This window comes from Microtetraspora sp. NBRC 13810 (genome assembly GCF_030268685.1).
Taxonomy (GTDB): domain Bacteria; phylum Actinomycetota; class Actinomycetes; order Streptosporangiales; family Streptosporangiaceae; genus BSRQ01.
In genome coordinates, this window is sequence record NZ_BSRQ01000022.1 from 156,756 (window position 1) to 162,761 (window position 6,006).

The following is a 6,006-nucleotide window of genomic DNA, read 5'->3' on the forward strand; positions in this document are numbered from 1 at the left end:
GCGTGGCATCCGCCGTGTCCGCGCTCACACCGGCGCTCGCGCGGACGGCGAGAGGGCTCGCCGTACTCCTGGTCGTGTCGGTGTTCACCTTCCTGCTCACCGTTCTGGCGCCCGGCGACCCCGCCGAGGAGATCCTGCGCCGCGGCGGGACGCAGCCCACGCCGGGCAGCGTGGCGCGGCTGCGCGCGGAACTCGGCCTCGACGCGCCGCTGCCCGTGCGCTACCTGCGCTGGCTCGGCGACGTGCTGCGCGGCGACCTCGGCGACTCCTACGCCGACCGCGCGCCGGTCGCGGCGGAGATCGTCTCCCGGGTGCCGGCCACCTTGTGGCTGGCGGCCCTCGCCTCGGTCATCGCCGTCACGCTGGCCGTCGTGGTGGCGGTGCGCACGGTCCTGCGGCCGCATGCCCTGGACGGCCGGATCGCGCTGACGCTCATCGTGGCGGCGGGCGCCGTGCCACCGTACATCGTGGGCGTGCTGCTGATCAGTGTGGTGGCGGTGGGCCTGGGCACGCTTCCGACCGGCGGCGCCGGGTCGCCGGTCGCGGTCGTGCTGCCCGCGTTCACCCTCGGCCTGGCCGGCGCGGCGACGCTGCTGCGGCTGCTGCGGGCGGACCTGGTCTCCGCGACCCGGCAGCCCTTCGTCGTCCTGGCCCGGGCGAAAGGCGTGAGCACCGCGCGCGTGGTCGCCGTGCACGCGCTGCGCGCCGCCGCGCCGGCCGCCATCGCGACCGCCTCGGTGGTGGCGGCCGAGCTGTTGGCGGGGGCGGTCGTCGTGGAGACGCTGTTCTCCTGGCCGGGACTGGGACAGTACGCCGTCTCGGCGATCAGGCAGCGCGACCTGCCGGTCGTACAGGCGTACGTGCTGCTCACCGCCGCCGGGACCGCACTGCTCCTGACCCTCGCCGACGTGTGCGCGGCCTGGGCCGACCCCCGGATACGCGGGAGCGGAACGTGACGAGACGCGGCGGGGCGGCGCTGTTCGCCGCGGTCGTGCTGTTCTGCCTGCTCACCCCGCTGCTGTCGCCGCACGACCCGTACCGGCCCGACCTGGCGCGGGTCCTGCTGCCGCCGAGCGCGGAACACTGGCTGGGCACCGACCAGGCCGGCCGCGACCTGCTCACCCGTACGGCGGCCGCCGGCCGCGCCTCGTTGCTGTTCGCGCTGACGGTCACGGCGGTCACCACCGTGCTCGGCTCGGCCGCGGGCGCGGTCGCCGGCCTGGCGCGGGGCCGGCCGGACCGGTTGCTGGGCTTCGCGGCCATGGGGGCACTCGCCGTACCCGGCCTCACCCTCGCGCTGGCCCTCACCGGCGTGATGGGGGCGGGGTACGGCACCTTGCTGGCCGCGCTGGTCCCGCTCGGCTGGGTGAGCTGCGCACTCGCGGTGCGCACGGCGGTACGGCAGGCGGCCGCCGCCGACTACGTGCAGGCCACCCGGAGCATCGGCGCGTCCGGGTTCTACCTGCTGCGTCGTGCCATCGCACCCCAGGTGATCGGCCCGGCGCTCACGGTGGCCTCAGGCGACACCGGCAGGATGCTCGCCGCCGCCACGTCGCTGAGCTTCCTCGGCGTCGGGCCGCCTCCGCCGGATGTGGACTGGGGTGGCATGGTGAACGAGGCGGTCCCGCTGCTGGTGGCCGCGCCGCAGCTCGCCCTCGCCCCCGCCCTCGCGCTGACCGTGACCGGCCTCGCCATCGCCCTCATGGCCGACGCCCTCAGGGGTGTCTGACGGAGCTGTCGCAGACGACGGCGACCTTCACGGTCATGCGTTGTCGCACGGAATTAGTTATGTGCATAATGTTATCCACATAACTAACCTGCCGAGGAGTGCCCATGGACTTCGAGCAAGCCGACGCCCTCAACCAGGCCATCCGTCTCCTGAGCCTGCGCCACCGGGCCAGGGCCGCGGCCCTGCTGACCCCGCTCGGGCTGCACCCCGGACAGGAAGCCCTCCTGCTCGAACTCGCCCGGACCGGCCCGATGATCCAGGCCCAGCTCAGCGAGGCGCTCGGCTGCGAGCCGCCCAGCGTCACGCTGATGACCCGCAAGCTCGAAGCCGGCGGCCACATCCGCCGCAGACCCGTCCCCTCCGACAGGCGCGCCAGCGTCGTCGAACTCACCGGCAGCGGCGAAGCTCTGGTCGATCAGATCAAACAGCTGTGGTGCGCCCTGGCGGAGGAGACCGTGCTCGGCCTGCCCGCCGATACGGTGGCGGCATTGCCCGGCACCCTCAGGACCCTGAGCGCCAACGTGGACACGAGGCGTCCCCGCCACCCGCACGGCCCGGTCGCGGAACCGCGGCGGGCCGGGCAGGCCGACGACCTGACCTCGACCGGTGACTACGAACCGAGCGCGCTGGACTGGGTCCGCGAGCACGTCGAGCAGATCGTGCGCACCGGCACGACCGACGGCGTCACGATCAGCGGCCTGCCCACCGTGCTGATGACCTACCGGGGCGCCAGGACCGGCAAGGTGCGCAAGACGCCGTTGATGCGCGTCGAGCACGAGGGGCACTACGCCGCCGTCGCGTCCAAGGGCGGCGAGCCGACCAACCCGCAGTGGTACGCCGGCCTGGTCGCCGAGCCGGGCATCGCGCTCCAGGACGGCACGGTGACCCGGGAGTACCGGGCGCGGGAGGTGTTCGGGGACGAGAAGGCCCTCTGGTGGCACCGGGCGGTGGACGCGTATCCGGCTTATGCCGACTACCAGCGCAGGACCGACCGCCAGATCCCGGTCTTCGTCCTCGAACCGGTCAACGGCGGCACACCTGCCGGCAGTGGCACCGGAGTCTCCGGGGAGCCGGCGGACGACGGGAACGCGCGGTGAGGGGATGCGTGCCCCGCGCCGCCCGGCGCCACACTGTCAGCCGACTACAGACAGTGAGATTTTTCCGTTTTCTCCCGTTCTGGTAGGAGTTATCAGCGACGGTGTGCTTTTGAGGCGCTTCTCTCCGTAGTGGCCGGGTATATCCGGCATGCGGGGGGAGTTCAGAATGAAATTTCTGGGGATCAACGCGATTTTCCATGATCCTGCGGCCGCGCTCGTCGTTGACGGGCGGGTCGTGGCGGCGGCGGAGGAAGAGCGTTTCAGCCGCCGCAAGCACGGAAAGCGGCCCCTTGCGTTCTCGGCCTGGGAGCTGCCGGAGCAGGCCGCGCGATGGTGCCTGGAACAGGCGGGACTGAAGCCGGAAGATCTGGACGCGGTCGCCTACTCCTACGATCCCGCGCTGGTCAGGGACGACGTGAGTGGCGTGGACGCGTGCTGGGAGGAGCTGCGCACCCTCTACGCCCGGCGCGCGCCCGCCTTCCTCGCCACCGCCCTGCCCGGTCTCGACCCCGACCGGGTGCGTTACGTGCCGCATCACGTGGCGCACGCGGCGTCGGCCGGGCTGGCCTCGCCGTACCGGGACGCGGCGGTGCTGGTCTGCGACGGGCGCGGCGAGGCGGTGTCGCACCTGGCCGGGCACTACCGCGCCGGTGAGCTGACCACGCTGGCCGCCCAGACGCTGCCGCACTCACTCGGCCTGATGTACGAGGACCTCACCCAGCACCTGGGGTTCCTGCGATCCAGCGACGAGTACAAGGTGATGGCCCTCGCCTCCTACGGCCGCCCGCGTTTCCTCCCCGAGCTGCGCGAGCTGATCTACCCCACCGGCGACGGCGGATTCCGGGTCGAACCCGTGGACTGGAGCGGCTACGCCAAGGCGCTCGCCACGGGCGCGGAGGCGACCGCCGACCACGCCGACCTCGCGGCCAGCGTCCAGGTACGCCTGGAGGAGGTGCTGCTGGAGCTGGCCGGATGGCTGCACGGGCGGACCGGGGAACGGGTGCTGACCCTGGCCGGCGGGGTGGCGCTCAACTGCGTCGCCAACACCCGGCTGCTGGCGGAGGGGCCCTTCGCCGAGCTGTGGGTGCAGCCGGCCGCCGGGGACTCCGGCACGGCGCTCGGCGGCGCGCTGCACCTGGCCCAGACCCACGGCGACCGGGTCGCCCCCATGCCCGGCGCCGACCTCGGCCGGGAGTGGAGCGAGGAGGAGCTGGCCGCCTGGCTGGCCACGGCGGGTGTGCCGCACGGGCGGCCCGCCGACCTCGCCGGAGCCGTCGCCGCCGAACTGGCGGCCGACCGGATCGTGGCCTGGTTCCAGGGACGCAGTGAGTACGGCCCGCGCGCCCTCGGCCGCCGCTCCCTGCTGGCTCACCCCGGCCGGGCCGCGAACACCGAGCGCCTGAACGCGGTCAAGGGCCGTGAGCAGTTTCGGCCGATCGCCCCGATGGTCCTCGCGGAACGCGCGGCGGAGATCTTCGAACGCGGTCCCGCGCTGAGCCCTTACATGCTGTTCGTGCACGACGTGCGGCCGGAGTGGCGGGACCGCATCCCCGCCGTGGTGCACGTGGACGGCACGGCCAGGATCCAGACGGTGGACCGGGCCGGCGATCCGCTTCTCGCCAGGCTGCTGACGGAGTTCGAGGCGCGCACCGGGCTGCCGGTCATCGTCAACACCAGTTTGAACACCGCCGGCCGGCCGATGGTGGACGACCCTCGCGACGCGCTGGAGTGCTTCGGCTCGGCGCCGGTGGACGTCCTGGTGCTCGGGCCGTTCCTGATCCGGCGCGGGGAGGTGTTCGTCTCATGAACGCGGTGATCTGGGTGGAGGCGCCCTCGCCGGTCGGGTGGCGGCTCAGCGGCGAGCCGGGGAAGCTGCCGTGACCGGGACCGTCCTGGTGGCGCGACCGGACAACGCGGGGGACGTGCTGCTCGCCGGTCCGGCGATCAGGGCGGTGGCGGCGCGGGCCGGCGAGGTCGTGCTGCTGGCCGGACCGCACGGCCGGGCCGCGGCCGGGCTGCTGCCCGGCGTGGACCGGGTGCTGGAGTGGCGTGCGCCGTGGATCGACCCCGACCCGCCGCCCATGACCGCCGGACACGCCGACGACCTGGTCAAACTGCTGCACGACGTGGCGCCGGAGCAGGCGCTGATCCTCACCTCCTTCCATCAGTCGGCGCTGCCGCTGGCGTTGCTGTTCCGCCTCGCCGGCATCGAGAGGATCGCCGCGATCAGCGCCGACTACCCCGGGTCCCTGCTCGACCTCCGGCATGTCGTCGACGAGTCAGCGGACGTCCCCGAGTCCGCGCGCATGCTGGGTCTGGCCGCCGCAGCGGGATTCCCGCAGCCGCCCGGCGACGATCTCCGGCTCGCGGTACGCCGGCCGCTGCCCGAGGCCGGGCCGCTGACCGGGCCGCCGGGGTACGTGGCGGTGCACCCGGGGACCTCCGCGCCGGCCCGGGCGTGGTCGGCCGACCGGTTCCGCGACACGGTGCGGGACCTGCGCGCGGCCGGGTTCCGGGTGGTGGTGACCGGGGGGCCGGGCGAGCGCGCCCTCACCGGGTACGTGGCCGGAGAGCACGGGGTGGACCTGGGCGGGGCGACCACGTTCGCCGAGCTGGCGGCGGTGCTCGACGGCGCCGTCGCCGTGGTGGTCGGCAACACCGGACCGGCCCATCTGGCCGCGGCCGTCGGCACGCCCGTGGTCAGCCTGTTCGCGCCGGTGGTGCCGGCCGCCCGCTGGGCGCCGCACGGCGTGCCCGCCGTGGTCCTCGGCGACCAGCGCGCGGCGTGCGCCGGCTCCCGCGCCCGGGTGTGCCCGGTCCCCGGCCATCCGTGCCTTTCCGGCGTGACGAGCGCCCAGGTCGTGGCCGCGGTACGCCTGCTGGCCACCGGAGAGGAGGTGGCCGGGTGAGGATCGACATGGTGTCCGAGCACGCCGGCCCGCTGGCGGCCGTCGGCGGCGTGGACGCGGGCGGCCAGAACGTGCACGTCGCCGCCCTCGCCCTGGCCCTCGCCGAACGCGGCCACGAAGTCGTCGTACACACCCGCCGGGACACCGCGGACACCCCGGACACCGTGCCGATGGCCCCCGGGGTGACCGTCGAACACGTACCCGCCGGCCCCCCGGTCCCGCTGCCCAAGGACGACCTGCTGCCCTACATGCCGGCCTTCGGCGAACACCT

Annotated in this window: 6 protein-coding genes; all 6 read left to right on the top strand. The window is 74.1% G+C overall.

The genetic code is table 11. The features are described from left to right. Positions 1-2 precede the first annotated feature (2 nt). Positions 3-956, top strand: coding sequence for an ABC transporter permease (locus QSK26_RS33895; RefSeq protein WP_285779402.1), 954 nt, complete (start codon positions 3-5; stop codon positions 954-956). After that, positions 953-1,729, top strand: coding sequence for an ABC transporter permease (locus tag QSK26_RS33900; protein ID WP_285779403.1), 777 nt, complete (start codon positions 953-955; stop codon positions 1,727-1,729). The genes QSK26_RS33895 and QSK26_RS33900 overlap by 4 nt, the downstream gene beginning before the upstream one ends. Before the next feature lie 104 nt (positions 1,730-1,833). Further along, on the top strand, positions 1,834-2,826 hold the full coding sequence (locus QSK26_RS41995) for a nitroreductase/quinone reductase family protein (protein ID WP_352244448.1): 993 nt from the start codon (positions 1,834-1,836) through the stop codon (positions 2,824-2,826). Positions 2,827-2,992: 166 nt separating this feature from the next. After that, a complete protein-coding gene (locus QSK26_RS33915; RefSeq protein WP_285779404.1) occupies positions 2,993-4,633 on the top strand; it encodes a carbamoyltransferase family protein in 1,641 nt (546 codons plus the stop codon). Between the two features lie 70 nt (positions 4,634-4,703). Continuing rightward, positions 4,704-5,735 carry a glycosyltransferase family 9 protein gene (locus tag QSK26_RS33920; RefSeq protein ID WP_285779405.1) on the top strand — a complete coding sequence of 344 codons (1,032 nt, stop codon included), beginning with the start codon at positions 4,704-4,706 and terminating at the stop codon, positions 5,733-5,735. Further along, the coding region (locus QSK26_RS33925) for a glycosyltransferase (protein ID WP_285779406.1) at positions 5,732-6,006 on the top strand (275 nt) is incomplete at its 3' end. The genes QSK26_RS33920 and QSK26_RS33925, both read left to right, overlap by 4 nt.